The sequence below is a fragment of the Myceligenerans xiligouense genome (genome assembly GCF_003814695.1).
In the GTDB taxonomy this organism is placed as follows: Bacteria; Actinomycetota; Actinomycetes; order Actinomycetales; family Cellulomonadaceae; genus Myceligenerans; species Myceligenerans xiligouense.
Genome location: NZ_RKQZ01000001.1, coordinates 3,889,925 through 3,915,584, shown reverse-complemented (window position 1 = coordinate 3,915,584; position 25,660 = coordinate 3,889,925). Strand labels below are relative to the sequence as shown.

General features: G+C 72.8%; 22 protein-coding genes. 16 read left to right on the top strand and 6 right to left on the bottom strand.

Annotated features, from left to right (window positions below):
- The first annotated feature begins 8 nt into the window (after positions 1–8).
- The 4 genes from EDD34_RS17110 (at position 9) to EDD34_RS17095 (ending at position 5,008) form a co-directional block, all read left to right on the top strand.
- Entirely contained in the window at positions 9–1,838 is a 1,830-nt protein-coding gene (locus EDD34_RS17110; RefSeq protein ID WP_123815643.1) for a glycoside hydrolase family 15 protein, read from the top strand.
- Positions 1,835–2,881, top strand: coding sequence for a glucose 1-dehydrogenase (locus EDD34_RS17105; RefSeq protein WP_123815642.1), 1,047 nt, complete (start codon positions 1,835–1,837; stop codon positions 2,879–2,881). The genes EDD34_RS17110 and EDD34_RS17105 overlap by 4 nt, the downstream gene beginning before the upstream one ends.
- Before the next feature lie 73 nt (positions 2,882–2,954).
- Positions 2,955–4,130 carry a DUF1972 domain-containing protein gene (locus tag EDD34_RS17100; RefSeq protein ID WP_123815641.1) on the top strand — a complete coding sequence of 392 codons (1,176 nt, stop codon included), beginning with the start codon at positions 2,955–2,957 and terminating at the stop codon, positions 4,128–4,130.
- Positions 4,127–5,008 (top strand): sulfotransferase domain-containing protein, encoded by an 882-nt coding sequence (locus tag EDD34_RS17095; RefSeq protein ID WP_123815640.1) that lies wholly within the window; start codon positions 4,127–4,129, stop codon positions 5,006–5,008. Before EDD34_RS17100 ends, EDD34_RS17095 begins: the two co-directional genes overlap by 4 nt.
- Here EDD34_RS17095 and EDD34_RS17090 read toward each other — a convergent pair.
- The 4 genes from EDD34_RS17090 to EDD34_RS17075 form a co-directional block, all read right to left on the bottom strand.
- Complete coding sequence (locus EDD34_RS17090; RefSeq protein ID WP_123815639.1) at positions 4,962–5,900, bottom strand: phosphotransferase; 939 nt, start codon at positions 5,898–5,900, stop codon at positions 4,962–4,964. The genes EDD34_RS17095 and EDD34_RS17090 overlap by 47 nt on opposite strands.
- Positions 5,901–5,989: 89 nt before the next feature.
- The gene (locus tag EDD34_RS17085) at positions 5,990–7,495 is read right to left on the bottom strand and encodes a lipopolysaccharide biosynthesis protein (protein ID WP_170177112.1); all 1,506 of its coding nucleotides are present in this window, start codon (positions 7,493–7,495) and stop codon (positions 5,990–5,992) included.
- The gene (locus EDD34_RS17080) at positions 7,492–8,853 is read right to left on the bottom strand and encodes a tyrosine-protein kinase domain-containing protein (RefSeq protein ID WP_123815637.1); all 1,362 of its coding nucleotides are present in this window, start codon (positions 8,851–8,853) and stop codon (positions 7,492–7,494) included. Before EDD34_RS17080 ends, EDD34_RS17085 begins: the two co-directional genes overlap by 4 nt.
- Positions 8,840–9,823, bottom strand: coding sequence for a glycosyltransferase family 2 protein (locus tag EDD34_RS17075; protein WP_123815636.1), 984 nt, complete (start codon positions 9,821–9,823; stop codon positions 8,840–8,842). The genes EDD34_RS17080 and EDD34_RS17075 overlap by 14 nt, the downstream gene beginning before the upstream one ends.
- Before the next feature lie 102 nt (positions 9,824–9,925).
- Between EDD34_RS17075 and EDD34_RS17070 the strand changes: the two genes are divergently transcribed.
- From EDD34_RS17070 to pcrA, 10 genes are all read left to right on the top strand, one after another.
- The gene (locus EDD34_RS17070) at positions 9,926–10,642 is read left to right on the top strand and encodes a hypothetical protein (RefSeq protein ID WP_123815635.1); all 717 of its coding nucleotides are present in this window, start codon (positions 9,926–9,928) and stop codon (positions 10,640–10,642) included.
- Entirely contained in the window at positions 10,639–12,489 is a 1,851-nt protein-coding gene (locus tag EDD34_RS17065) for a hypothetical protein (RefSeq protein WP_123815634.1), read from the top strand. The genes EDD34_RS17070 and EDD34_RS17065 overlap by 4 nt, the downstream gene beginning before the upstream one ends.
- A complete protein-coding gene (locus tag EDD34_RS17060; RefSeq protein ID WP_123815633.1) occupies positions 12,486–13,442 on the top strand; it encodes a glycosyltransferase family 2 protein in 957 nt (318 codons plus the stop codon). The genes EDD34_RS17065 and EDD34_RS17060 overlap by 4 nt, the downstream gene beginning before the upstream one ends.
- Positions 13,439–14,440, top strand: coding sequence for a glycosyltransferase (locus EDD34_RS17055; protein ID WP_123815632.1), 1,002 nt, complete (start codon positions 13,439–13,441; stop codon positions 14,438–14,440). Before EDD34_RS17060 ends, EDD34_RS17055 begins: the two co-directional genes overlap by 4 nt.
- On the top strand, positions 14,437–15,855 hold the full coding sequence (locus EDD34_RS17050) for a hypothetical protein (protein WP_123815631.1): 1,419 nt from the start codon (positions 14,437–14,439) through the stop codon (positions 15,853–15,855). The genes EDD34_RS17055 and EDD34_RS17050 overlap by 4 nt, the downstream gene beginning before the upstream one ends.
- Positions 15,856–15,999: 144 nt before the next feature.
- The gene (locus EDD34_RS17045) at positions 16,000–16,587 is read left to right on the top strand and encodes a SigE family RNA polymerase sigma factor (protein ID WP_123815630.1); all 588 of its coding nucleotides are present in this window, start codon (positions 16,000–16,002) and stop codon (positions 16,585–16,587) included.
- Positions 16,584–17,954 carry a hypothetical protein gene (locus EDD34_RS17040; RefSeq protein ID WP_123815629.1) on the top strand — a complete coding sequence of 457 codons (1,371 nt, stop codon included), beginning with the start codon at positions 16,584–16,586 and terminating at the stop codon, positions 17,952–17,954. The genes EDD34_RS17045 and EDD34_RS17040 overlap by 4 nt, the downstream gene beginning before the upstream one ends.
- 174 nt (positions 17,955–18,128) lie before the next feature.
- A complete protein-coding gene (locus EDD34_RS17035; protein WP_246012533.1) occupies positions 18,129–18,689 on the top strand; it encodes a SigE family RNA polymerase sigma factor in 561 nt (186 codons plus the stop codon).
- Positions 18,686–19,597 (top strand): hypothetical protein, encoded by a 912-nt coding sequence (locus EDD34_RS17030; RefSeq protein WP_123815627.1) that lies wholly within the window; start codon positions 18,686–18,688, stop codon positions 19,595–19,597. Before EDD34_RS17035 ends, EDD34_RS17030 begins: the two co-directional genes overlap by 4 nt.
- Before the next feature lie 90 nt (positions 19,598–19,687).
- Positions 19,688–22,366 (top strand): DNA helicase PcrA, encoded by a 2,679-nt coding sequence (pcrA, locus tag EDD34_RS17025; protein ID WP_123815626.1) that lies wholly within the window; start codon positions 19,688–19,690, stop codon positions 22,364–22,366.
- Between the two features lie 41 nt (positions 22,367–22,407).
- On the opposite strand, the gene EDD34_RS17020 is transcribed toward pcrA, so the two are convergent.
- Complete coding sequence (locus EDD34_RS17020) at positions 22,408–22,830, bottom strand: NUDIX hydrolase (RefSeq protein WP_123815625.1); 423 nt, start codon at positions 22,828–22,830, stop codon at positions 22,408–22,410.
- Positions 22,831–22,883: 53 nt separating this feature from the next.
- Here EDD34_RS17020 and EDD34_RS17015 point away from each other — a divergent pair, with 53 nt between their 5' ends.
- Positions 22,884–23,120 carry a CopG family transcriptional regulator gene (locus EDD34_RS17015; RefSeq protein WP_123815624.1) on the top strand — a complete coding sequence of 79 codons (237 nt, stop codon included), beginning with the start codon at positions 22,884–22,886 and terminating at the stop codon, positions 23,118–23,120.
- Positions 23,117–23,536, top strand: coding sequence for a PIN domain-containing protein (locus tag EDD34_RS17010; protein WP_123815623.1), 420 nt, complete (start codon positions 23,117–23,119; stop codon positions 23,534–23,536). The genes EDD34_RS17015 and EDD34_RS17010 overlap by 4 nt, the downstream gene beginning before the upstream one ends.
- Positions 23,537–23,684: 148 nt before the next feature.
- On the opposite strand, the gene EDD34_RS17005 is transcribed toward EDD34_RS17010, so the two are convergent.
- Positions 23,685–25,640 carry an acyltransferase family protein gene (locus EDD34_RS17005; RefSeq protein ID WP_123815622.1) on the bottom strand — a complete coding sequence of 652 codons (1,956 nt, stop codon included), beginning with the start codon at positions 25,638–25,640 and terminating at the stop codon, positions 23,685–23,687.
- Between the last annotated feature and the right edge of the window lie 20 nt (positions 25,641–25,660).

Below are 25,660 nucleotides of genomic sequence, written 5' to 3'. Positions count from 1 at the left end.
GTGTGCTCGTGCCAGGAGCGATCGAGGACTACGGCTTCGTGGGAGATCTGGCGACGGGCGCTCTCGTCGGACGGGACGGTTCGGTCGACTGGCTGTGCCTGCCGCGGTTCGACTCCCCGGCGTGCTTCGCGGCGCTCCTCGGGGGTGAGGACGCCGGGCGGTGGCGCATCGCACCGGTGGATGCCGGCGTGGCGAGCTCTCGCCGGTACCGCGGGGAGACCCTCGTGCTCGAGACCACGTGGGACACCCCGAGCGGGACGGTCCAGGTGGTCGACGCGATGCCGCCCCGTGGTGATACCGCCGACCTCGTCCGCGTGGTGCGTGGCGTGAGCGGGCGGGTCCGAGTGCGGAGCGACCTGCGGCTGCGGTTCGACTACGGGCAGGTGAAGCCGTGGCTGACCCGGCACGAACGATCCGTGACCGGCGTGGCCGGGCCGGACGCCGTGCAGTTGTCCGCCGACGCCCCGCTGCGGATCCACGACGGCGACGTGACCGCCGAGGTGGAGCTCTCGGCCGGGGAGTCCTGCGCCTTCGTGCTGACGCACAACGTGTCCTACCGGCCCGCTCCCCGGCCGGTGGACCCCGAGCGGGCCCTGCACGACACGGAGGACTTCTGGGCGCGCTGGGTCGAGCACGTCGACTACGAGGGCCGATGGCGGGAGGCGGTGGTCCGCTCGCTCATCGTCCTCAAGGCGCTCACCTACGCGCCGACCGGTGGCATCGCGGCCGCGGTGACCACGTCGCTGCCCGAGGACCTCGGAGGCTCGCGGAACTGGGACTACCGGTACTGCTGGCTGCGCGACGCCGCGTTCACCCTGCAGGCGCTCATCTCGACGGGCTTCGTCGACGAGGCGCGGGCCTGGCGGGAGTGGTTGCTGCGAGCGGTCGCCGGTGACCCCGCCGGCCTGCAGATCATGTACGGGCTGGACGGCAGGCGTCGTCTTCCCGAGTACACGATTCCCTGGCTGGGCGGTTACGAGGGCTCCGGGCCGGTGCGCGTGGGCAACGCCGCGGCGGCGCAGTTCCAGCTCGATGTCTGGGGTGAGGTGCTGGACTGCCTGCACGTCGGGCGCGAGTCGGGGATCGCGCCCATGAGGGAGGCGTGGGAGCTGCAACGCGCGCTCCTGGACTTCCTCGAGGGAGCGTGGGACCGGCCGGACAACGGTCTGTGGGAGATCCGGGGGCGGCGGCGGCACTTCGTGCACTCCAAGGTGATGGCCTGGGCCGGTGTGGACCGTGCGGTGCGTGCCGTGGAGCAGCACGGCCTCGACGGGCCCGTCGAGCACTGGAAGGCGCTCCGGGACCGGATCCACGCCGACGTGCTCGCGCACGGGTTCGACACACGCCGGGGCACGTTCACACAGTTCTACGGGTCGGAGGGGCTCGACGCCGCGCTGCTGCTCATTCCCCGGGTCGGGTTCCTGCCGTGGAGCGACCCGCGGGTGGTCGGCACCGTCGAGGCGGTGCGGCGGGAACTGTCCCAGGACGGGTTCGTGCTGCGCTACCGCCCCGAGGCCGACGGGCGGGTGGACGGCCTGCCCGGGGACGAAGGCGTGTTCCTCGCGTGCACCGCCTGGCTGGCCGACGCGCTCTACGGCATCGGACGTCACGAGGAGGCGGTCGAGATGTTCGAACGGCTTCTGGGCGTGCGCAACGACCTCGGGCTGCTCAGCGAGCAGTACCACACCGGCCTGCGCCGGCAGCTCGGCAACACCCCGCAGGCGTTCAGTCACTTCGCCCTGGTCAACGCCGCCCGCCGGCTCAGCGGGGCACCGACCACCACCGCGGAGACCCCGCGTGGCGGAACGTCCGGACCCGGCGAGGAGCAGCATCCATGAGGGCCTTGACCGTCCACCCCGCACAGGCGGGCTCGCTCGCGGTGACGGACGTCCCGGAGCCGGCCGCGTCGCACGGTGCGATCCTCGCCGAGGGCGTGGCCCTCGGCGTGTGCGGCACCGACCGGGAGATCGCCGCCGGCGAGCACGGCTCCGCCCCGCCGGGCCAGGACCACCTGATCCTCGGGCACGAGTCCCTCGGCCGGGTGCTGGAGGCGCCTGGCGGTTCCGGCTTCTCCAGCGGGGACCTCGTCGTCGGCGTCGTACGGCGGCCCGACCCCGTCCCGTGCGGTGCGTGCGCCGCCGGCGAGTTCGACATGTGCCGCAACGGGCGCTACACCGAGCGCGGGATCAAGGGCCTCGACGGCTACGGTGCGCGGCGCTGGCGGGTCGAGCCGGACTACGCCGTGCGCCTGGACCCGCGGCTGGCCGATGTCGGCGTGCTGCTGGAGCCCACGTCCGTGGTGGCCAAGGCGTGGGACCAGATCGAGAAAGTCGGGCGGCGTTCGTGGTTCGAACCTCGCACGGTGCTCGTCACCGGCGCGGGGCCCATCGGCCTGCTCGCGGCGTTGCTCGGTACGCAGCGCGGCCTGGACGTCCACCTGCTCGACCGGGTCACCGACGGCCCGAAGCCCGGCGTCGTCCGCGACCTCGGCGCCGAGTACCACACGGAGGACGCCGCCGACGTGATGCGGAAGCTGCGCCCCGACGTCGTCGTCGAGGCGACCGGCGCCGGCAGCGTCGCCCTGGACGTCATGACGGGGACGGCGCGCTACGGCATCGTCTGCCTCACGGGGGTGTCGTCGGCCGGCCGGCGCGTGAAGGTCGACGCCGGTGCCCTGAACCGCGAGATCGTCCTGGAGAACGACGCCGTGATCGGCTCCGTCAACGCGAACCTCACCCACTACCGCGCCGCGGCCGATGCTCTCGGCCGCGCGGACCTCGACTGGCTGGGCCGGCTCATCACCCGGCGCGTACCCCTGGAGCGGGCGGGCGAGGCGTTCGAGAGCCGCGCGGACGACATCAAGACGGTCATCGAGCTGTGAGGAATGACAGGTCGGCCGGATTCACCCGCTTGTGTGATATGCCGCCCGGCCTCAGATCTCTACTCTGGTGACCATGTCCACGCACCCCCTGCGCATCGCCATGATCGGAACCCGAGGTGTGCCCGCGCGGTACGGGGGCTTCGAGACGGCCGTGGAGGAGATCGGCGCGCGGCTCGCGGACCGCGGCCACCAGGTGCGCGTGTACTGCCGCCGCCCGGCCGACCAGGCCGTCGACGATCCGCCGGAGTACCTGGGCATGGAGCGCGTCGTCCTGCCCGCGATGCGCCGTCGTTCCCTGGAGACGCTGAGCCATACCGCCCTGTCGGTGGCCCACCTCGTCGCCCACCGCACCGACGCCGCCATCGTGTTCAACGCGGCGAACGCGCCCCTGCTGCCCGTGCTGCGCGCGGCCCGCGTCCCGGTCGCCACGCACGTCGACGGCCTCGAGTGGCGGCGGGCCAAGTGGGGCCGCGTCGGCAAGCGGTACTACCGGGAGATGGAGACGGCGTCGGTCCGTCTCTCCGACGCCCTCATCGCCGACGCCCAGGGCATCGCCGACTACTACGCCACCCAGTACGACGTCGGAAGCCGTCTCCTCACCTACGGGGCCCCCGACCTCTCCGCGGCCGGCAGCGACCGGCTCGCCGAACTGGACCTGACGCCCGGCGGCTACCACCTCGTCGTCGCCCGGTTCGAACCGGAGAACCACGTCGACGTCATCGTCGAGGGCTACGCCGCGAACGACGCCGGACTCCCGCTCGTCGTCGTCGGCTCCGCCCCGTACTCCGAGGAGTACACGCGGCGCGTCCACGAGCTCGCCGACGGCGACCCCCGGGTGCGGCTCCTCGGCGGGGTGTGGGACCAGGAACTGCTCGACCAGCTCTACGCGAACGCCTTCACCTACCTGCACGGACACTCCGTGGGCGGCACCAATCCGTCGCTGCTGCGGGCGATCGGCGGCGGCACCTCCACCATCGCGTACGACGTGCCGTTCAACCGCGAGGTGCTCCAGGAGGCCGGGCGCTACTTCCGCACCCCCGTGGACCTGGCGGAACAGGTCCTCACCGCCGAGGCCAACCCCCAGGACACCGAGACGCGTGCCGGCACCCTCGCACGCCGGGCGAAGGACTACGACTGGGACGTCGTGGTCGACGGCTACGAACAGCTCGCGCGCGACCTCGCCGCGCGGAACACCCCGGGGCCGCGCCCGTTCGCCCGGCGGCGGCGCAGGCGGGTGGTCCGGCCGTGAAGCTGACCAGCTCCGCGCTGCCCCGCCCCGTGATCGGCGCGGGACGCGCGGCGATCCGCGGCTACGGGATGGCGACGTCGTGGCTGCGCGGCGGGCCCGACTTCCTGCTCATCGGCGGGAAACGCGCCGGTTCCACCTCGCTGTACTTCGCCCTGCTCGACCACCCGCGGATCATGCCCCTGTTCCCCAGCGCGCGGTGGCTGCCGAAAGACAACCACACCAAGGGCGTGCACTACTTCGACTCCCACCACGACCGGGGGAGGGCCTGGTACCGCTCGCACTTCCCGGCGTCGTCGGCCCGCGCCGGCAAGCTCGTCGGCGAAGGGTCGCCGTACTACCTCTTCCACCCGCTCGCCGCGGAGCGCGCGGCCCGCGAGACGCCGGACGCCCGGATCCTGCTCGTCGTGCGAGATCCGGTGGAGCGCGCGTTCTCGCACTATCGCGAGCGGCGCCGGGAGCACGCCGAGCCGCTCGAGACGTTCGAGGAGGCGCTCGCGGCCGAGTCGCGGCGGCTCGCCGGCGAGGAGGAGCGGATCGTCGCCGATCTCGGCTACCGCAGCTACGCGCACGAGCAGCTGTCCTACCGCGCGCAGGGAGAGTACGCGCCCCACCTGCGCCGCTGGCTGAAGTACTTCCCGGCCGAGCAGGTTCACGTGCTGGTCGCCGAGGAGTTCTACGCGGATCCGCAGCGAGCCTGCGACGGCGTCGCGGAGTGCCTGGGTCTCGACCCGGCGCCCCTGTCGGCCGAGGCGCGCAGGCCGCGGAACGCCGCCCCGAGCAGCAAGCTGCTCCCGGCCACGCGGGAGGAGCTCTCCCGGCACTACGCCCCGTTCAACGAGGATCTGGCGGGGCTCCTGAACCGCGAGCTCCCGTGGTGACCGCGGCGACCCGGTGGAACTCGTGGACGAGGCGGGCGGTGAACGCCGCGTCGTGGTCGGCGTCGGAGCGGGCGCGGAGCCGGTCCAGCCAGAACGCGGCCGCCTCGGCGTGCCCGGGAGCGGACTCGTCCGTCGTCGTGCCGCGCATCGCGGAACCGCTCGGCGGGCGTCCGAAGGCCGCCACGTTCGACGCCCGGTAGTAGAACAGGTCGGCCCCCGGTGGTGCCCAGGAGGCGTCCTCCCAGTCGATCAGCCACGGCAGGCCTCGCCCGTTGCGCCGCAGGTTCCACGCGGTGAGGTCGCCGTGCATCGGCTCCCAGTGGTCCGGGGTGCCCTCCGGCCGGTGCAGCACCCGGGCCAGGTGGCGGCGCACGTCCTCCAGCAGCGGGCCCACCGGGGTGCGCCAGGCCGGGGCGGCGGGCCGCGGCGGCATCGCGGAGATGAGCAGCCAGTGCAGGCCGGCGGCCTCGCCCCGGTCCAGCACCTGGGGCACGCGGAAGGTCTCCGCCAGGCCGCCGGGGAACGCCGACAGGGCGCGCTGCTCCCGGTCGAGCTCGGCGGGGTCCTCGCGTAGCTTGAGGAACCCGACGGGCCGGGAAGCACGCAGCAGCAGCACGGCCAGGCCGGTCCGCGACGCCTGCGGACGGGAGTAGACGGCCAGCCCGTCGAACGCGGGAAGGGCGGCCCGGAGCGCCGGCCACAGCTCGGGGCCGCCCGGTGCCTCCCAGTCGACCCGCTCGCCCGGTACGGCACCCGGCCCGAGCAGCCCGGCCGCGCCCCACAGCGCCCACTGCGAGGTGACGGCGTACCAGCGCGACCGCGTGATCAGCGAGATGCCGGCAGCCGCACCCCTCCGTGACCCGGCGGGGATCAGGACGTTCCGCGTGCCCATCGCGGGCCGCACGAGGCTGGCTCGGCCTGCCGCCGTCGGGCCGGTCCCCAGCTGCGCCCGCGGCCTCCCGCGCAGCGGCCTCCGCGCCGTCATCGGACCCCGCCCCGGACCGCGCGGAGCACCTCGACCAGCAGCGCGGCGTCCCGCCGCAGCGCCGGGACCGCCGCCAGGCACAGGCCCCACGTCAGCAGACCGCCGACCACCGCGAGAACCAGCGCGGTGACGGGCGAACCCGCCGCGCCGACGGCGTCCGGCAGGGACGCGGCGAACCACGCCGCGAGCCCGACCGGCACCGCCTGGGCCAGGATCCGCAGACCACCCAGGGCGAGCCGGCCGCCGGGGTAGGACGTGACGCGCGACAGCCACCAGAAGGACAACGGCCATTCGAGCAGCGCCGAGGCGGCGAACCCGGCCGCGATCCCGTTCACCCCCCAGAAGCTCCCGATCAGCACCCCGCCGATCTTGAGGACGGCGGTCACCAGGGAGTAGGCCAGGAGCGCGCCGCTCAGTCCGCGCGCCAGGTACGTCCAGTACCCGACGTAGGCGAGCGTCTGGCAGCCCCCGGCCACGGCGAAGGCGGCGAGCAGCGGCGCGGCCGGCTCCCAGCCCGGCCCGAGGAAAACACCCACCACCGCGTCGGACGCCCCGACGACTACCGCGAGCACCAGGACCACCGGCAGGGCCAGCACCTGTTGCCCGCGCAGCAGCATGCGGTCGAACCGGGCGGGTTCGTCGGCGATGCGGGCGAGCACCGGCAGGGCGACGGTCGTGGACGGCTGGCGCAGCTGGGTCAGCGGACGCATGAGGAGGTGGTACGCCCGGTTGTACAGGCCGAGCGGGCCGGGACCGAGGGAGAGGCCGATGACGAACGTGGCCAGGTTGTCGGCCCCGTAGCCGACCAGCTGGGAGCCCAGCAGCCCGCCGCCGAACCGGAAGAAGCCGCGCGTTCCCGCCCGGCGCCGCGGCCGGGAGGGCAGCCAGCGGCCGGCCGCCCACACCCCGGCGAGCGTCACGGCCGCCGTCGCCACCTGCTGGACGACGACGGCCCGGTGGTCGTGGGTCATGAGGCCGACGACGATCGCGGCGGCCAGCGCGACCACCGGCGCGGCCACCTCCACGACGGCCAGCGTCCGGAAGCGCATCTCCCGGACCAGCCCGGCCTTGTGCTGCGTGGCCAGCCCGTTGATGAGGAACAGGAAGGCGAGCGTGCGGCAGATGCCGGTCAGCGCGGGCTCGTCGAACAGGCGGGCGATCAGCGGCGCCGCCGCGATGCACGTGGCGCACAGGACCGCGCCGATCGCGACGTTGACCCAGAAGAGGTTGTCGCGCTGCTGCCTGGTCAGGTGGGGCGCGCGCATCGCCGCCGACGACAGCCCGGCGTCGCGCAGGATCTCGCCGATCCCGACGACGGCGGCGACCATGGCGACCAGCCCGTACTCGGCGGGCGGCACCAGCCGGGCGAGCACCGCCACCGCCGCGACCTGGAGCAGGATGCGCGTGGCCTGGGACGCGGCCGTGACCGTGGCGCCGCGTGCGGCGCGACGCCCGAGGCTCTGTCGCGTCCCGCCGTCCTCCGCCACGTCCTGCTCGGTCACGTCCGGCGCCACCGGGACCGGAAGCTGCCGATGTCCCCGTCGCCGTAGGCGGCGTACGTGTCGAAGTCGTGGTCCTTGCGGGACACCCCGGTGGCGATGAGGCCGAGGCAGGTCGCGCCGATCGCGTCCAGGGACGCGATCGCGTCGTGCAGCTGGGCGCGGCGCACCTTCCGCGCCCGGGCGACGACGACGGCGCCCTGGGTGCGGCGGGCCAGCAGCGCGGCGTCGGTCACCGGGAGCAGCGGCGGCACGTCGAAGATGACGACGTCGTAGTTCGCCCGGGCCTGCCGCACGATCTGGTCCATCGACTCGGCCTCGATGAGCCGGCCGGGGTTGGGCGGCAGGTCGCCGGCGGTCAGCACGGCGAACCGCGGCGGTCCGACCTGCTGGACGACGTCCTCCAGGTCCGCCCGGCCGATGAGGACGGTCGACAGGCCGGCCCCGCCCTCCAGGCCGAGCCGGTCGGCGAGCGAGGGGCGGCGCAGGTCGGCGTCGATGAGCAGCACGCGGGAGCCGCGCTCGGCCAGCGCGTGGGCGAGGCCGATCGCGGTGGTCGTCTTGCCCTCGTCCGGGACGGAGGAGGTCACGACGAACGACCGCACCGGCGCGCCGACGTCGAGGAACTGCAGGTTGGTCCGGATCCGGCGGTAGGACTCGGCCAGGAGCTGCGGATCGGTGGTGCCCTTGCGGATCTGGGGCACGGTGCCGAGCACGGCCAGGTCCTCACCGGCCGGGAGGTCCTTCGCCGTCCGGATCCGGGTGTCGAACAGGGCCAGGCCGACGGCGATCAGCGCGCCCGCCGCCAGCCCCGCCGCTGCTCCTCCGGCGGTCAGGAGCCGGGTGTCCGGGGCGAACGGGAACTCCGGCGCCTCCGCCGCGGCGACGACGGTCAGGCGGACGGTGCTGCGCCCGTCCGCGTTCGACGGCGACACCTCGGACACGGTCTCCGACAGGTGCCGGGCCACGGAGTTCGCCACCTCCGCGGCCTGCCACGGGCCGTCCGCCTCGGCGGAGATCTCGATGATCGCGGTGTCGAGCGGCACCACGGCCTCGACCCGCTCGGACAGGTCGCGGGGCGTCGTGTCGAGGTCGAGCTCCCCGATCACGGGGTTCAGCACGGCGGGCATCGTGGCGAGCGACGCGTAGGAGGTCACCAGGTTCTGCGTGTAGGTCGCTCCCTGCATGAGCTCCGAGACCGTGTCGCCGCGTTCCAGGCCGACGAAGACGCTCGTGGTGGCCCGGTACTGGGGCGCGACGGTCTGCGCGTACCCGAGCCCGGCGAGGCCGCCGGCCAGGATGGCCACGACGAGCACCACCCACCGCTTGCGCAGCGCGGCGACGTAGTCAGCGAGCTCCATCCGTCAGGCCTTTCCGATCGGGGGTCGCGGGAATGATAGTCGCGGCGGCGGGCCCGGTGCGGCGAGTGGCCGCGAGACACCGCAGGCCCGCCGCGGTGCCGCGCAGCGCGGGCCACACCGTGCGCAGCGGATGGCGCACGATCGCGCGCCGGCCGCCCCGGAGCAGGACCTCGCGTGTGTGGCCGGGGGTGGCGCGCAGCCAGCCGCCCCAGCGTTCCGGCGCCACGTGGCGCGACGCGAACAGCAGCCGGTTGCGGGTGTTGTAGTAGTGGTAGAGCGGCGACTTGCCCCGGCCCGCGCCCGTTTCCGCGGCGCGGGCGTTGCCGTCCTGCGTGGCGCCCGCGTCGTGCACGCACGTGAGGTCGTCGCGCAGCGCGAGGCGTCCCCCGGAGCGCGTCCAGCGCACGCTGAGGTCGACGTCCTCCCAGTACAGGAAGTACTCCCCGCCGAAGCCGCCGACGTCGAGCAGCCGCTCGGTCGAGGCGGCGAAGCAGGCGCCGGAGACCCAGGAGGCGTCGTCGGGCCCTGCGGGCCCGCCGCTCCGGGTACGGCCACGGCGCATGTCGACGACGGCGCCCGTGAACCAGTCCTTGCCCTGCGGGGTGCGGATCGCCGGGGCGACGAGGAGCCCGGCGTCGGCGGCGACGTCGGCCGCGAGGGCGTCCGCGGCGGCGAGGCCGAGGGCGGCGTCCGGGTTGAGCACGAGGCTGACGTCGCATCCCGCGTCCCGCGCGGCGCGGATCCCGGCGTCGGCGCCGCCGCCGAAGCCGAGGTTCTCACCGGGCAGCACGAGGGTCCAGCCGTTCGCGGAGCCGGCGGCCACGACGCGATCCCGCTCGGCAGGGGAGCTCCAGCAGTCGACGAGCACGCGGGTCCAGGATGTGCCCGCGAACGGTCGCAGTGCTGCGGTGGCGAGGTGTACCGACCCGTAGTTCACTACGACGACAGCAGGTCTGGCGGTGGTGGGCACCTGTGCATCCTGCCGGAACGGTCGTGCCAGGGCGAGTGGTAGCTCGGGTGAAATGGGGACACCGGCGAGAATATCCGGGCACATGCCCATAACCTTTCCGGTATGACATCCTTCAGCCGGACGAGAGGCTCGCGGAAAGGTCTCCGCACGGGGACGGTCGCACTGCATGTCACCGCGGTTCTCGTGCTGTCGACCACGTTGGCGGCGTGCGGTCCTGCGGAGCAGCGGTCCGACGGCGACCAGCCGTCCGCCGGCGCCACCTCCGCGCCGCGGGACCCGGCGGCATCGGAGCCGGGATCCTCCTCGAAGGCGTCACCCGCGTCCGACGGCGCCGCGGCCGACGACGCGGAGGATTCCGGCACGTCGTCCGGCGAGGCGGACGACACCATCGTCGCGGGCCGCGCCACGACCGGCGTCGTCCCGCTCACCTCCGGGCCGGTCGCCGTCGGCGAGGCGCCGGACCACGACCTGTCCGTGAAGCTCGGGGCGATCGAACGGACGGAGGCGGAGCCGTCCATGCCCGGTGAGATCGCCGGGCCGGCGATTCGCGTCGAGGTAGCGGTCAGCAACGCGGGCGGCACATATCACGCTCTTGGTGCGAGCGTGGTGAACCTGTACTACGGTCCCGACCGCATACCGGCGAGTTCTCTCTCCGGTTCCGGGCAGGAAGATCTCCCGGATTCCGTGCCGGGCGGGCAGACCGTGACCGGAACCTACGAGTTCACGGTCCCTGACGACCGGTCCGGACGGGTGCTCGTCGAGATCGACGTCGACCCGCAGTTGCACGTCGCACTGTTCGAGGGGGAGTTAAGCCTATGAGAACCACACCCGCCGCCCTGGCCGCCGTCGCGGCCGGAGCTCTCCTCGCCGCCTCCCTGGGGGTGGGCACGTCCGCGGCCGCGGACACGGACGGGGACCCGGTCTCGACCTCGGGCCTGGGGCTGCGGTCCGCGCTGGACGCGGTGGGCCTGTCGTCGCCGTCCGAGAGTGACCGGACCGCTGAGGGCGCGGACGGTGCGGGCACCACCGACGGTGCGGGCACGAGCGGTAGCTCCGGCACGACCGGTGCCTCCGGCACGACCGGTAGCTCCGGCACGACCCGTGCCTCCGGCACCTCCGGAGCCGCGGCCCAGGCCGCGCCTGTCAGCACCGACGTCCTGCCCACCGTGCAGATCGACGGCGTCGTGTGGGCGCAGCAGGTCGTCGGCGACGTCGTGTACGTGGGCGGTTCCTTCGCGGCCGCGCGTCCGGCGGGTGCCGCGCCCGGCACGCGCGAGGTGGCCCGCACCAACCTCCTCGCCTACCACCTGCACACCGGTGAGCTGGTCCAGGGCTGGGCGCCCCGGGTGAACGGCGAGGTCAAGGACCTGGCGGTGTCGCCGGACGGCAAGCGCCTGTACGCCGTCGGACGGTTCACGTCGGTCAACGGCACCACGCGTTACCGCGCCGCCGCGTTCAGCACCTCCACCGGTGCGCTCACCGGCTTCCGGCCGTCGGTGAACGCCGCGGTCAACGCCGTCGCCGTAGCCGGCCGCAACGTCTACCTCGGCGGTGCCTTCACCTCGGTGAACAAGCAGAAGCGCGTCCGGATTGCCGCCGTCGACAACTCCTCCGGCGCGACCACGCGGCCCTTCAAGGCGAACGTCGCCGACCGCTCGGTGCAGGACCTCGTCGTCTCGCCCGACCGCCGCCAGGTGGTCATCGGCGGGAACTTCACCGCGGTGAACGGCTCGAAGCGCCCCGGATACGGACTGGCCAGGCTCGACGCCTCCACCGGCGCGATGCTGCCGATGCCGGTGAACCAGGTGGTCCGGAACGCCGGCCAGTACTCCGCGATCCTGTCGCTCGCCGCCGACGACGAGTACTTCTACGGCACCGGCTACCACTGGAACAAGAAGGGCTCCACGGAGGGCTCGTTCGCCGCCAGCTGGGAGACCGGACGGCTCGTATGGCTCGAGGATTGCCACGGCGACACGTACTCGGTGGTGCCGTTCCAGGGCTCCGTCTTCATGGCGAGCCACAAGCACGACTGCAGCACGAGCGGCGGCTTCCCGGACACCGATCCGCGCACGTTCCACCACGGCACGGCGACCACCCGCACCGTCGAGGGCGAGAACATCGCCGACGACGACCAGAGCTACCCCGACAGCCCCGGCACGCCGCGCCCGGAGATCCTGAACTGGTACCCGGACTTCACGCCGGGTTCCTACACCGGCCAGAGCCAGGGCCCGTGGGACGTGACCGCCGCGGGTGACTACCTCCTCTATGGCGGCGAGTTCACGAAGGTGAACAACCGTCCGCAGCAGGGCCTCGTGCGTTTCACCGTGCGGGACGCAGCGGCCAACGCGGACGGCCCCCGGCTCGGCGGTGCCAGCTTCCAGCTCAGCCTGGAGTCGACCCGGGCGGGCACGGTCGAGGCGACCTGGCCGTCCAACCACGACCGGGACGACAAGACGCTCACCTACTCGCTCCACCGCGGGACCACGTCGGACGCGCCGATCGACGTCCAGGAGCGCACCGGCAGCTTCTGGCAGGGCGAGACCATGTCGTACACCGACACGGAGGCCGAGCCCGGCACGACCCAGCGCTACATCGTCGTGGCTCGTGACCCGTGGGGGAACGCGGCCTGGTCGCAGTGGGCCGACGTCACGGTGAACGGGGGATGACCGCGTCACGTGCGACGGTAGCGGTCCTCACGTACCGGCGTCCCGAGCGGCTCGCCACCGCGCTGGAGGCGCTGCTGCCGCACGTGTCGGCAGCCGGGGCCGGGCTGCTCGTGGTCGACAACGACCTGACGGAGTCGGCACGGCCGGTCTTCGAGCGCGTCACCGCCGGCAGGGCCGGCGTCCGGTACGTGCACGAACCCGCTCCGGGCATCGCGGCCGCGCGCAACCGCGCGCTCGACGAGGTCGCGGCCTCCGGATCGGACCTGATCGTCTTCGTGGACGACGACGAGACCCCCGGCGAGGCCTGGCTCGCCACCCTGCTGGCCGCCCACGAACGCTACGGCGGCACGGGCGTCGCCGGTCCTGCCGTACCGAGCCTCCCGGGGCGCGACCCGTGGATCGAGTCCGGCGGCTTCTTCGCCCGCCCGAGGCACCCCAGCGGCACGCGCGTCGACGTGGCCGCGAGCAACAACCTGCTGCTCGACGTCGGCTGGCTCGCCGAGCGCGGCCTCCGGTTCGACGAGGCGTTCGGGCTCACCGGGGGCTCGGACACCATGCTCACCCTGCGGATCACCTCCCGCGGCGGCGCGCTGTACTGGTGCGACGAGGCCGTCGTCGAGGACCCGGTTCCGGCCAAGCGGTTCACCCGCCGCTGGGTGGTGCGCCGCGCCTACCGGGTCGGGAACTGCACGATCCGGGCCCGGGTGGAGATCGCGGAGACCGCTCCGGGCCGCCTCGTCGCCCGGATGCGCGGTGTCGGCGCCGGTATGACGCGCGTGATCGCCGGGACCGCCCGCGCCGCCGCCGGCACGATCGCGGGCCGCGGCTCGGCGCGCGGGATCCGCACCACGGCCCGTGGCGCCGGGATGATCGCCGGCGCGGTCGGTGTCGTGTACACCGAGTACTCCCGGACGGCGGCGAGCAGGCCCCACCCGGTCGGGGTGCCGTCGTGACCGCTGGCGTCCGGCGCGCCGGCAGGACCGTCGTGATGTTCTCCGCCGAGGCGATCCGGACCACCACCAACCCCTACCTCACGGAACTGATGGCGGCCCTGCCCGGCGACCTCGAGGCCGTGACCTTCTCCCGGCGCCGCGCCCTGCTGGGACCGGTCGACGTGCTGCACGTGCACTGGCCCGAGACCCTGTTCCGGCGCCGGACCGCGCTGCGGACGGCCGTCGCGGCCGCACTGCTCGTGGTCTGCCTGGCCGCGATGCGCCTGCGCGGGGTGCGGACCGTCCGGACCGTGCACAACGAGTCCCCGCACGAGGCGCCGACCGGCATCGAGGGGCGGCTGCTGCGGCTCATGGACCGGTGGACCGACGAACTGATCCTGCTCAACCCGCACACCCGGTTCGGCCGCGACCTCACCAGCACCGTCATCCCGCTCGGCGAGCACGCTTCGACCTACGCCGGTCACGTCCTCCCCGCCGGCAAACCCGGGCGCGTCCTGCACTTCGGCCTCATCCGCCCGTACAAGGGCATCGACACGCTCGTGCGGGCGTTCCGCACGATCGCCGACGACGGCGCCGCACTGCACGTGATCGGCCCCGCGAAGGACTCCGGCGTGCTCGACGAGGTGCGGAGCCTGGCCGACGGCGACGACCGGATCGTGCTGCGTCCCGGATTCGTGCCCGACGACGCCCTGGTCCGCGAGATCGGCGAGGCGCACCTCGTCGTGCTGCCCTACCGGCGCATGCACAACTCCGGCGCGGCGCTCCTGGCCCTCTCCCTCGGACGGCCCGTGCTCGTGCCCGACAACGCCGTCAACCGCGAACTGGCCGAGGAGACCGGTCCGGGCTGGGTGCGGACCTATGCGGGAGAACTCGACGGCGCGGCGCTCGCGGTGGCGCTGGCCGAGCCCGTCCCGGCGGATCCGGTACGGTTCCGGGGCCGGACGTGGCCGGAGATCGGAACGGCCCATGCCGAGGTGTACCGACGGGTGGCAGCTTGACGGATGACAGCAGGGCACGTGCGCGCGCGGCCGCCCGTGCCGCCGTGACGGAGCCCGTCCCGGTCGTGGCGGCGAGCGCTGCCCGCGACGGTGCCGGGACCGAGGACGCCGGGTCGCGCCGCCGGCGCGGCCCGGCGCCCGTGCGTGAGTGGGAGAGCGCCGCGGTGGTCGTGGCGGTGATCCTGACCGTCGCCGTCGGCTCGCGCCTCGTCGTCGCCGCCGGCGTGTCCGTGGGCACGCTGCTCGCCCTGGCCCTCGCACCCGTGTGGCTCTCCGCGGCCGCGAAGTACCGGTGGGCCGGGACGTTCCTGGCGCTCGGTGCGCTCTGCGCGATCACGGGACCGGTCCTCACCACGCTGGCCGAGCCCGGCCACGTCGTCGACCCGCTGCTCCAGCGCGAGAACTACGTGCGGCTCGCGGAACTGGTGCTCGGCGCGGGAGCGCTGCTGTGGGCCCGGCTGCACCTGGGCGTGCGATGGCTGGCGGTGGCCTATGGCACGGGCATGCTGGTCGACGTCGTGCAGCGCGGTGAGCTGAGCTTCAAGTTCGGAGCCGGTCTCGCGGTGACGGTCATCGTGCTCGGGTGGCTCACGCCCGGCCTGCGGCCCGGCCGGGGGGTGTGGCGGCGCATCCCGCGCACGGCGCAGGCGATCGCGTGCGTGGTCCTGGGCGTCCTGTTCGCGGCCGACGACGGCCGGTCCGCCTTCGCGATGCTCCTGCTCACCGCGGCCGTGGTGCTCTGGCAGGTGCGGATGGACGAGCGGTCGCTGCGCCGGTCGGCATGGGTCACGGTGGGCGCCGTCGTCGCCGCCGGCCTCGCCGCGTACGGGGGCGCGCGAGCCCTGATCCTGGACGGGGCGTTCGGGACGGCCATGGCGCAGCGCACCGCCGCGCAGCTCGAGCTGAGCGGGAACCTGCTGGCGGCCGGCCGCCCCGAGATGGGGGCGACGGCGGCGCTGATCGCGCACCGGCCGATCGGGTTCGGTCCCGGTGTGCCCGTCAACAGCGAGGACCTGGGCGTGGCCAAGCACGGGATGTCCCAGCTCGGCTACGACCCCGACAACAACTACGTCTACGACTACATGTTCGGGCGGGGCATCGAGCTGCACTCGTTGTTCGGCGACTTCTGGGCGGTGCACGGGCCGGCCGGCGTCCTGTTCTGGCTGTTCCTCCTGCTGCTCGTCGTGATCTCGCTGGTGCGGCGCACGGTCCGTGGCATGGCGGACGCGATGCTCGTCTACGCCGCGATCCTCACCCTCTGGAACCTGTTCTTCAGCCCGGTCTACTCCTCGGTGCCGATGCTGATCCTGGCGGTGGTGCTGCTACTGCCGCGATGGGCGGACGCCGTGGACGGGGACGACGACTCCGAGGCGGAACGCGAGCCCGGGACCCCTCAGGGGGCGGGCACCGCCTGAGCGGCCGGGGGCCGCCCGACCGCCCGTGCCCGTGAACGTGGTCGGACCTGCGAGACAACCGTGCAGCGCGATGCTGCGTTGAAGCACCATGAGACAAGAACGAACCGGTCCCGAACCGGCGCTCACGCTCGGGGAGGTGTGCGGATGACATCCGCCGCAAGCGCCCGCGCCGTGACCGACAGCGTGCCGGTCGTCGTGGCAGGCAAGCGGACCCGCGAGGTGGAGTTCACCGCTTTCGCCCAGGCCCGGACCCCGGACCTGGTGCGCATCGCGTACTTCTTGTGCGGTGACGCTCACCGTGCCCATGACCTGGCCCAGACCGCCTTGGAACGCACCTTCCGGCACTGGAACAAGCTCGCCGACGGTGACCCCTACGCCTACGCGCGCCGGGTGGTCACCACGGCGCGGATCGACACCTGGCGGCGCAACCGCAAGGAGGTCCCCACCGAGGGCGAGGCCATGGTGTGGCGCACCTCGGAGGCGACACCGGCGCCGGACAGCGCGATCGCCGAGCGCGACCGTCTCGTCCGGGCACTCGCGAAACTCACCGCCAAGCAGCGGCGCGTCGTCGTACTGCGCTACCTCCTGGACCGTTCCGAGGCGGAGACGGCCGCGACGCTGGGCGTCTCGGCCGGAACGGTGAAGTCGACGGCATCCCGCGCCCTGACGATCCTGCGGGACGTGCTGGGCGCCGACGGGCTCGGAACCAACCGTGAGGAGGGCCGGTCATGAACGCCCCGGACCAGAACAGTTCGTTCGTGCAGAACTTGGCCCGGATGGCCGGCGACCTGACGCCCGCGGTCGATGCCGGGGCGATGGCGGGTGCGGCGATCCGGCGGGAGAGGAACCGACGGGTGGTCCTGACCGTGGCCGGGTGCCTCGCGGTCCTCGTCGCGGTCAGTGGCGCGATCGGCGCTGCCGGCACGGTCTACGCGGACCGGCAGCAGCCGTTGCCGGCATCAACGGTCACGGCGACGACGACACCCTCGTCGGGTGCGGCGTCGGCCTCGCCGAGCACGGGGCCGTCGGAGGACGCCGAACCCGCCGCCGCCGACGCGCCGGTGCGCTACCTGCGTACCGGTGACGGGGAACTGCCTGTCATGTCGGGAGTGAAGCATGGTGTGACCGAGGGCGGCGGAGCCCCGTACCTCTTCGGCGGGCTCTGGTACGAGGTGCCTCCGGGGGGCTGGGCGGCGATCGGGGATGTCAGCGCCGGCGGGAAGATCGGTTGGGCGCGACCCGACAGCCAGCTCGCGCTCCGCTCGGAGACCACCGAGCTGTCGATCGACGATGTCGTGGCCGATCTCGAGCTACGCAATGTTGTGGACGTCTCCGGCTGGACCGTCCCCGACAGAGATTCCGGGGCGATGACCCTGGAGATCGAAGGCGCCGACCTCGTCGTGATCGAGCCCTACAAGGTGGTGGACGACGGGACAGGGTCCAAGGTCAGGCCGGTGAAGACGCGCATCCGCAGCGGGGCCGAGGGGTGGGTCGTCGAGACCCGTTTCCCGGCCGACGCCGACGGCGACAAGATGCTGCGCGACTTTCTCGGGAACCTCTGGCTGAAGGACTCCGGGGAACCGGAGTGGTACGTGCCGATGTTCACGTATCCGGAGCTCGGGCAGATCGAGCACGCGATCCCGGCCGGCTGGACCAGGGCGAAGACCGGCGGGCTCTCCTACGCATATCCGGAGCGATGGACCGCGGAGCCGCGGGACGAGAGCACGTTCGGGGAGTTGGTGGAGTTCCGGTCCGACGAGGTGATCGCGGTGGAACCACACTTCGCCGACCCCGAGGTGCGGTGGAACGGGTACGTCGAATCGGGCGATCCGGGAGCGAACTTCTGGCCGGGCTGGTTCGATCCGAGCCTGGAGGGCACCGACGAGATCGAGGTGCCTGGGGCGGACTACGCGATGGTGAGGGTCACGGAAGGGCCGTCCCTCGCGGGAGACGAGGATCTGCGTTCGCTCAGCGTCGATGTCCGGCTGCACGAGGAAGGCGACGGAAACCACTCCAAGGTCACGCTCAACTTCCCCGGCGGCGCGGAGGGTGTGGAACTCGTACGCCAGGTCCTCGGCACGCTGAGCTACGAGCGCTGAGACCGGTGGCCGAGCCGTCTCACGGCGGAGCTCCGGTGGGTGACCGGCACGTGCTCGTGCCGGTCACCCACGGGGGCGAGTCGATGCGGAAAGGTGGAACCCTCCGGCGGGTGTGCTGCGTCTGTGGGGCATGAGACCGACGAGGCAGTGGGCCGGATGAGTGATGAGGCAGTGATGGCCACCGAGACCGGCGGTTCGACGCGCGACGTCGAGATCGTGCGATCGCACGCCGACCCGGTGGCGGCGTTCACCGTGTTTGCCCAGGACAGCACTCCGGCCCTGTATCGCATCGCGTACCTGCTGTGCGGCGACCCGCACCGTGCGCACGATCTGGTGCAGCTCGCGCTGGAACGCACCTACAAGGCCTGGCGGAGGGTCGGAGACGGCGACCCGTTCGCCTATGCCCGTCGTGTCGTGGCGACAGCGCGGATCGACACCTGGCGCAGGACCCGCCGTGAGGTGCTCAGCGACGACCTCGTCGGAGGCGGCGGTCCCACCGCGCCGTCGTCGGACATGGAGATCGCCGAGCGGGACCGGCTCGTGCGCGCACTCATGGCGCTCCCGGTCAAGCAGCGTCGCGTCGTCGTGCTGCGGTACCTGCTCGACCGGACCGCGCTCCAGACCGCGGACGAGCTCGGCGTCTCCGTGGGGACCGTGAAGTCGACCGCGTCGCGCGCTCTGGCGCGCCTGCGCACTCTCGTCGCACCCGAGCCAGGACAGGAGGCCCGGTCATGAACGACCGCGGAACGACGGAGTCGCAGGACGGCGTGCTGCGCCGCATGCGCGCGGCGAGTGGGACGATCACGCTCCCGCCGGACCTCGACGGCGCCACGATGGCGGCGGCGGCCGTACGGAACGTCCGACGACGGCGCGTGGTGAGCGCCGTGGGCGGCGGCGTGGTCGGGGTGCTCGTGCTGGCTGCGGGGGCGGTCGCGGTGACCGGGGACCTGCGGGCGGAGCCGTGGGTGCTGCCCGGGGACGACAGGCCCAGCACCGCACCGGCGACGCCGACATCGTCTCCGTCATCGGCGGCGGGGTCCACCGGTGACCCGGCGACGAACCCGCTGACCGGGCAGTCCGAGGACGAGCTGACGAAGTCCGAGCGAGTCAGACTCGAGAAGCTGCGAGATCACTGCGGCGACGACGTGGCCTATCCGGTGGAGGCCGGGTCGCTCGAGCTTCCGGACTGGCGGGGCGCCTACGCGCACGCCGTGACCCGTCCCGATGTGCCGATCACGGAGCCCCCGTACATCTCGGCCCGCTCGATCGGCTGCTCCCGGCCGCTTTCCGTCGACCTGCCGGGGCATGGTCCTGACGACATCCAGTTCACGTGGGAGCTCATGCAGACAGTGGACGACACCGGAGGGCTGGCGTCGTACCTGGAGGCAACCTGGCCGTCCGGACCTGTCGAAGGACACCTCAGAAGTCTTGATGGTGCCGAGGTGGTGCCGTTCGACGGTGGCGTGGCGCTCTACAGACCGACCGCCGGCCTTGCCGTGGGCGTGTTCCGCTGGGTCGAGGGCGACGTGTCGTACATGCTGTCCGACGCCGACGCAGACCTGGAGACGTTCAAGGAACTGGCCCACTCGCTCGAACCGATCTCCCGTGACGATCCGCGGCTGGCGCCCTACCGGAAGAAGTGAGGAACGAGACAACCGGATCCAGGTCTGTGCGTGGGTCGCGGAGCGGTCGTGCTCTGTCGATGTCAGCCACCCCGCATAGGCTTGCTCTCGATGACCTCGCTCTTCGACTCCCTGCATCTTCCCGGCTTTCCCGGCGGCTCCGAGGCCGAGCCGGGTGATACGTCGCGCCTGCCGAGCGTGGCGCCCCGATGGGACGACGACGGTGCGGGTGACTCGGCGGTCCCGGCGGAGCCGGAGTGGTTGGCAGGGCTGCCGCACGAGGCGGAGGCGCCGCGGGCGAAGGGCGCGTACGCGCACCTCGATCCGGACGAGCTGCTCGACGGGCTGAACCCGCAGCAGCGGGCCGCCGTCGTGCACGAGGGCGGGCAGCTGCTCATCGTGGCCGGGGCGGGCTCGGGCAAGACCCGGGTGCTCACCCACCGCATCGCGTACCTCCTGGCGACGGGCCGTGCCCGGGCGGGGGAGATCCTGGCGATCACCTTCACCAACAAGGCCGCCGCGGAGATGCGCGAGCGGGTCGAGAGCCTGGTGGGCCCGGCGGCCGGCCGCATGTGGGTGTCCACCTTCCACAGCGCCTGCGTGCGCATCCTGCGGCGTGAGGCCAAGACGCTCGGGCTCAAGTCGTCGTTCTCGATCTACGACGCCGCCGACAGCCGCCGCCTCGTCGAGCTGGTGGCGCGCGAGCAGAACCTGGACCTGAAGAAGTACCCGGCGCGTTCGCTCGCGAACAAGATCAGCGACCTGAAGAACGAGCTGATCGATCCCGACACCTACGCGCGGCAGGCGGGCTCCGAGGAGGAGGCACCCGCGGGCGTCGGCTGGGCCGCGGCGCGGGACAAGCAGCGGTTCGACCAGGTGCTGGCCGACGTCTACACGCGCTACCAGCAGCGCCTGTCCCAGGCGCACGCCCTGGACTTCGACGACATCATCATGACCACGGTGAACCTGCTCCAGGCGTTCCCGAACGTCGCCGAGCACTACCGCCGCCGGTTCCGGCACGTCCTCGTGGACGAGTACCAGGACACGAACCACGCGCAGTACGTGCTGGTGCGCGAGCTCGCGGGCGTCACCGACGAGTCGGCGGCCGCGCACGACGGCGACGATCCGCAGGCCGTCGCCCTCGACCCGGCCGAGCTCACCGTCGTCGGCGACGCCGACCAGTCGATCTATGCGTTCCGCGGCGCCACGATCCGCAACATCCAGGAGTTCGAGGCCGACTACCCGAACGCGACCACCCTGCTGCTGGAGCAGAACTACCGCTCCACGCAGAACATCCTCAGCGCCGCGAACGCCGTCATCTCCCGCAACGCCGGCCGCAAGCCCAAGCGGCTGTGGACGGACGCCGGCGCGGGCGCCAAGATCACCGGCTACGTCGGGGACGACGAGCACGCCGAGGCGCGGTACGTCGCCCAGGAGATCGACCGGCTGGGCGACGAGCACGGCGTGCGTCCGGGTGACGTCGCGATCTTCTACCGCACCAACGCGCAGTCCCGCGCGCTGGAGGAGGTGCTGATCCGGGTCGGCCTGCCCTACAAGGTGGTGGGCGGCACGCGCTTCTACGAGCGCAAGGAGGTCAAGGACGCCGTCGCCTACCTGCGCGCGCTGGCCAACGTCGACGACGACGTCAACCTGCGCCGCATCGTCAACGTCCCCAAGCGCGGGCTGGGTGCCCGGGCCGAGTCGCTCGTCGCGGACTTCGCGGAACGGGAGCGCATCTCGTTCGGCGCGGCCCTCGACCGCGTCGAGGAGATCCCGGGCATGACGACCCGCTCCTTGAAGCCGTTGCGCGCGTTCGCCGAGCTCATGACCGGCCTGCGGGAGCTGGTCGACGACGGCGCCGGGCCGGCCGAGGTGCTGTCGGCCGTGCTGGACCGTACGGGCTATCTCGCGGAGCTCCGGGCGTCGGAGGACCCGCAGGACGCCTCGCGCGTGGAGAACCTCGCCGAGCTGCACGCCGTGGCGACGGAGTTCGGCGAGCTGGAGCCCGAGGGCGACCTCGCGGACTTCCTGGAGCGTGTGTCCCTCGTCGCGGACGCGGACCAGATCCCGGACGAGGACGTCGCCGACAGCGTGGCGGAGGAGGAGAAGGAGGACACGCCCGATCGCGGCGTCGTCACCCTGATGACCCTCCACACCGCGAAGGGCCTGGAGTTCCCGGTGGTGTTCCTGACGGGCATGGAGGACGGCACGTTCCCGCACATGCGCTCCATGAACGACGACGTGGAGCTCGCCGAGGAACGCCGGCTCGCCTATGTGGGCATCACGCGCGCGCGCGAGCGGCTGTACATCTCGCGATCGGCCGTCCGTGCCGCGTTCGGCATGTCCAACGAGTTCCCGCCGAGCCGCTTCCTGGAGGAGATCCCGGAGGAGCTCTGGGACTGGAAGCGGCGCGAGTCCTCGACGCAGGCGATCCGCGGCGGGTACGGCGGCTGGGGCTCGGGCGGCTACGGCTCGGGCAACGGCCGCCGTGGCGGCGCGGGTTCCGGCTCCCGGGTGGACACCTCGTGGAGCGGCTCGCGCTCTCGCTCGGGGAGCGCGGCGAAGGACCGGAACCCGGCCGGCACGTCGTCGGGCAACGGCTCGCGGTTCGGCTCCGTCAACGTCCAGAAGGCCGTCCCGTCCCTGGACGTGGGCGACAAGGTCACCCACGACACCTACGGCCTGGGCACGGTGATCGGCGTCGAGAAGAACGACGTCGTCAAGATCGACTTCGGCAGCAACGGCGCCAAGCGCATCGCCCTGAAGTACACGAAGGTCACCAAGCTCTGACATGGCGACCGACGAGACCCGGCAGATCGAGCGCGGCAAGCTCAGATGAGTCCCGCCCAGCGGCGCGCGACGTCGACCAGCTCGACCCGGTCGAGGGCGTCGACCGCCTCCTGGGTGTGCCAGGCGACGTCGTCGGTGCTGCCGTCCCGCTCCACCGTGAGCTCCCCGCCGACGATCCGGGCTCGCCACACCAGGCGGACGCCCTGCATCGGGCGGCGGCCGGGCTCGATACGGTCCTCGGCAGGGATGACGATGTTGTCCACGCCGAGCAACTCCCCGAGTTCCACGTGGTAGCCCGTCTCCTCGAAGACCTCGCGCACGGCGGCGTCGGCAGGATGCTCTCCGGGCTCCATCCCACCACCCGGCATCGTCCAGCCGGACATGTGCCCCTCCTTCCAGTGGGGCAGGAGCATCTGTCCCGCGTCGTCGGTGATCACGGCGTAGCAGCCGATACGCAAGTCCATGGCCCCACATCCTGCACCTGCGAGGCTCTGGCAATCCCAATAATATTGTCGGTATGATCGCCATCATGGCGGGCTCAGACTTCGAACGCGCGACGTTCACCGCGCCTCATGACGTGCTGGCGGAGGCTCGTGCCATCGCCGGCCGCGGCGAGTTCTCCGCCTATGTCGCCTCGGCGTTGCGCCGCCAGATCGAGCGCGACAAGCTGCGCACGCTCGTCGACGAGATGATCGAGCGCTCAGGTCCTGTCGATGAGGATCTCGTCGCGCGCTACATGGACGAGATGAAGTGACGGCCTCGCTCCGCACCATCGTGCTGGACAGCGAAGCGGTTTCCGCAGCGGCTCGGGATGACGCACGGATCAAGGCGCGCCTGGAAGCCGCAGCTCGCCTTGATCAACGGGTGGTGGTCCCCGCCGTCGTCGCAGCTGAGCTGTTCACCGGCCGCCCTGACGATGCCCGGCTGCATCGCGTCCTGAACCTGGTGTCCGACGTCGTCCCTATCGATCGATCCACGGCGGTAGCGGCCGGGATACTGCGAGAGCGAGCCGAGCGTGCGCGCCGCAAGAAGCCGAACCTGACGGTCGATGCGATCGTCGCCGCAGTTGCGCGGGAGGCTGCTCCTACCGCCGTGCTCACGGCGGACGTCGATGACCTCTCGCTGTTGTGCGACGGGGCCGACGTGACCGTCTTGCCCGCGACGGACTGAGCTGGACGAACGGCCCCCGCACACGCCGCGCACCTTCCGCGCAGCCGACAACCATGAGGTCGGCTACGAGGCAGGAGCTTGCTCGCGCCGGGTGACCATCCCGCTCCGGTAGCGCCCGTTCTCAGGCGGTCGCGTACCGTCCGCGGCTCTACGACGAGCGTTTCTCCAGCACGTCGAACGCCTTCTGGATCTGTGCGGCGTAGACGGCGATGCCTTCCATGTTCGGGTGGGTCGCGTCGGCGTGCAGCAGCTCGGGCCGTTTCGCGCACACTGCGTTCCAGTCCACGACGACGACGTTGTCCCGCCCCGCCGCGATCTTGTCCAGGCGGGCGTTCGCGTCGGGCACCCAGTAGGAGATGCCGACCGTGTTCACGAGGACCACGAGCCGGTCCGGCCCGATCAGCTCCAGGGTCCTCTCCGCCGCGTCGACGGACTCGCGCTCCTGGAACCCGGCGTTGGTCCCGAAGTTGAGGACGACGACATCGCGCAGGGTGCCCCGCTCGACGGCCTGCCGCACGAGCGCCGGGGCGTCGCTCCACTGGCGGTTCGGCATGGCGTCGATGTCGGCCCGCGGCCACTCCCCGAGGACCGCCGGCACGGCGGCCGCCAGCACGGAGTCCCCGAAGCCAGAGATCCTCCTGCCCTGCCCCGCGCCTGGTGGCGGCGTCGCGCCGCCGTCGGAGCCGGCCTCGGACCGGTTGCCGGAGCCGCCGTCGGAGCCGCCCGCACCGGCGCCGTCCCCGCTCGCGGAGCCGCCGCCTCGATCGGCCGTGTCGCCCGTCTCCGCGGCTGCCCGCTCCGCGGCGGCCTGAGCGGTGAGGCCGGCCTCGACCGCCTCCTGCGCCCCCGAGACCCGTGGCGCGGTGGCGACCGCCGTCGTCGTCCCGGCGAGAGCCAGCACGGTGACACCGACCGCGACGCGGGCCGGCCACGGGCGCGCCCCGGGCGCGCGGGCCCTGAGCTGCGCCCACAGCGCGCGGGACGAGCCCCGGAAGCCGAGCCGCCGCACCGGCATCTCCACGAACCGGTACGACGCCGCGGACACGGCCAGCGTCACGGCGACGACCACCCCGCCCCCGGCCCACGCCTGCCACGAACCGGCCGGCGCGCCCTGACCGCCGTCGGACATGGCGGCCTCGGTCACCAGCAGCACCGGCCAGTGCCACAGGTAGATGCCGTACGACCGTTGCCCGATCCAGCGCAGCGGCGCCAGCTCCATGAGCCCGGTCAGCCACCGCACCTCCGACGCGCACGCCAGCACGAGCACCAGCGTCAGCAGCGACGCGAGCGCCAGCCCGCCCGGGTAGGTCAGCGGGCTGTCGCTGCGCAGCGACACCCACAGGATCACCAGGCCCACGAGTGCGAACGGCGGCAGCAGGCGCGCCCACACCCCGTGCGGCAGCGGGCCGGCGCGGTGCCGGCGCAGCGTGACGGCCGCGCCGAGCAGCAGGCCGAAGGCGTGGCCGTCGGTGCCGTAGTAGACGCGGGTGGGGTCGGCCGCGGTGTACAGCAGCGCCATGACGAGGGCGGACGCGAGGGCCGCGGCGAGGACGACCGGCACCCGCCACCGCCCGGACCGCACGGCGAGCAGCAGGACGACGAGCAGCACGGGCCACGCCAGATAGAACTGCTCCTCGATGGCCAGGGACCACAGCGGCCGCAGCAGTTCGGGGGCGGTCTCGTCGAAGTAGTCCGAGCCGGCGGAGATCTCCAGCCAGTTGGTGCTGAACGTGAGGGCACCGAGCACCTGGCGCCCGATGCCGACGGTCAGATCCCGCTCGACCAGGCGAGCCACGGGGACGGCCACGAGCAGCACCAGCAGCAGGGCCGGCAGGAGCCGCCGTGCGCGCCGCGTCCAGAACGCGGGCAGGTCGATCCAGCTCGTGGCGCTGATCTCGCGCAGCAGCAGCGTGGTGATGAGGAAACCGCTGACGACGAAGAACATGTCGACGCCGATGAATCCGCCCGGGAGCCACGCGGGTTCGAGGTGGTAGCCGACGACGGCGGCCACGGCGAGCGCGCGCAGGCCGTCGAGCCCGCGGATGCGGGGGGCCGCCGCCGGCGGCGATCCGGCGGTCCGGGAGTTGGTGGTCGCTTCGGCCACACCTGGACGCTACCGGAAGC

Bases quoted from the DNA above. Each gene is read 5' to 3' on its own strand.
- pcrA (WP_123815626.1), top strand. From the start codon at position 19,688: ATGACCTCGCTCTTCGACTCCCTGCATCTTCCCGGCTTTCCCGGCGGC.
- EDD34_RS17045 (WP_123815630.1), top strand. From the start codon at position 16,000: ATGACATCCGCCGCAAGCGCCCGCGCCGTGACCGACAGCGTGCCGGTC.
- EDD34_RS17080 (WP_123815637.1), bottom strand. From the start codon at position 8,853: ATGGAGCTCGCTGACTACGTCGCCGCGCTGCGCAAGCGGTGGGTGGTG.
- EDD34_RS17100 (WP_123815641.1), top strand. From the start codon at position 2,955: ATGTCCACGCACCCCCTGCGCATCGCCATGATCGGAACCCGAGGTGTG.
- EDD34_RS17065 (WP_123815634.1), top strand. From the start codon at position 10,639: ATGAGAACCACACCCGCCGCCCTGGCCGCCGTCGCGGCCGGAGCTCTC.
- EDD34_RS17060 (WP_123815633.1), top strand. From the start codon at position 12,486: ATGACCGCGTCACGTGCGACGGTAGCGGTCCTCACGTACCGGCGTCCC.
- EDD34_RS17105 (WP_123815642.1), top strand. From the start codon at position 1,835: ATGAGGGCCTTGACCGTCCACCCCGCACAGGCGGGCTCGCTCGCGGTG.
- EDD34_RS17070 (WP_123815635.1), top strand. From the start codon at position 9,926: ATGACATCCTTCAGCCGGACGAGAGGCTCGCGGAAAGGTCTCCGCACG.
- EDD34_RS17035 (WP_246012533.1), top strand. From the start codon at position 18,129: ATGGCCACCGAGACCGGCGGTTCGACGCGCGACGTCGAGATCGTGCGA.
- EDD34_RS17090 (WP_123815639.1), bottom strand. From the start codon at position 5,900: ATGGGCACGCGGAACGTCCTGATCCCCGCCGGGTCACGGAGGGGTGCG.
- EDD34_RS17040 (WP_123815629.1), top strand. From the start codon at position 16,584: ATGAACGCCCCGGACCAGAACAGTTCGTTCGTGCAGAACTTGGCCCGG.
- EDD34_RS17020 (WP_123815625.1), bottom strand. From the start codon at position 22,830: ATGGACTTGCGTATCGGCTGCTACGCCGTGATCACCGACGACGCGGGA.
- EDD34_RS17030 (WP_123815627.1), top strand. From the start codon at position 18,686: ATGAACGACCGCGGAACGACGGAGTCGCAGGACGGCGTGCTGCGCCGC.
- EDD34_RS17015 (WP_123815624.1), top strand. From the start codon at position 22,884: ATGATCGCCATCATGGCGGGCTCAGACTTCGAACGCGCGACGTTCACC.